1 protein-coding gene is annotated in these 1,017 nt (G+C 68.5%); it reads right to left on the bottom strand.

Annotation, left to right across the window (positions count from 1 at the left end):
* Positions 1 to 17: 17 nt before the first annotated feature.
* The gene (locus Cco03nite_RS42030) at positions 18 to 965 is read right to left on the bottom strand and encodes an IS5 family transposase (protein ID WP_373314469.1); all 948 of its coding nucleotides are present in this window, start codon (positions 963 to 965) and stop codon (positions 18 to 20) included.
* Between the last annotated feature and the right edge of the window lie 52 nt (positions 966 to 1,017).

The following is a 1,017-nucleotide window of genomic DNA, read 5'->3' on the forward strand; positions in this document are numbered from 1 at the left end:
GTCGGGTAACCGAGCGATCACGTATTGAGGAGCCGTTCGGCGTTGAGGCGTCGGGCGGCTTCTCGTTCGGTCGCGTTGCTCCAGCGGACTGCCTGGCCTGCCAGGCGGCGGGTCATGAGCCTGATCATCGCTAGTTTGATCATCGCTTCGGCGTTGGCGGTCAGGCGTTCGTAGTCGCGGGCCAGGCGCCGGTTGCGTATCAGCCAGCCGAAAGTCCGTTCCACGACCCAGCGCCGGGGCAGGACCTCGAAACCTTTGACGTCGTCGCGGCGGCGCACGATCTGCAGGACCAGGCCGAGAGCGGATCGGGCCCAGCCCACCATCGTGGCGTCACGGCTGTTGGCGTACCCGGCATCGGCCCAGACCAGGGCCACACTGGTGAACGCGGCGGCCAGCCGGGCAAGGATCATCCGGCCGCCGGGGCGGTCGTTGACCGACGCGGAGGTCACCGCGACGACCAGCAGCAGCCCCATGGTGTCCACGACCAGATGCCGTTTGCGGCCGGTGGTCTTCTTGCCCGGGTCGTAGCCGATACCCTGGCCGCCTTCGCTGCTTTTGACGGTCTGGGAGTCCATGATCCCCGCGGTGGGGTGCCGGTCACGGCCGGCGCGTCGGCGCAGCCGGCCGCGAAGCTCGTCGTGGATGCGGTCCCAGGTGCCGTCTTTGCGCCAGGCGGTGAACCAGCGGTGTGCGGCGTCGGCCGGGGCCAGGTCGTGGGGGATCATCCGCCAGGGGCAGCCGCCCCGCAGCACGAACAGGATCGAGTCGAGGATCAGTCGGTCGTCCCACCTGCGCGGACGGCCGCCGCGGCTGCGGTCCCGCACGGGCATCAAGGGTTCGAGGACAGCCCACATCGCGTCGGTGAGGCTGGACGGATAGGCTCTGCGGGCGTCCCCGCCAAGGTCAACGTTGCGCACAACTTCGTGATCATGGCGGGGACGTTCCGTTTGTCGAGCACCAAACATCGGCGTGTACCGAAGCAACCTCACGTCACCGCTCGGTTACCCGACAGCCTCT

The organism is Catellatospora coxensis, assembly GCF_016862635.1.
In the GTDB taxonomy this organism is placed as follows: Bacteria; Actinomycetota; Actinomycetes; order Mycobacteriales; family Micromonosporaceae; genus Catellatospora; species Catellatospora coxensis.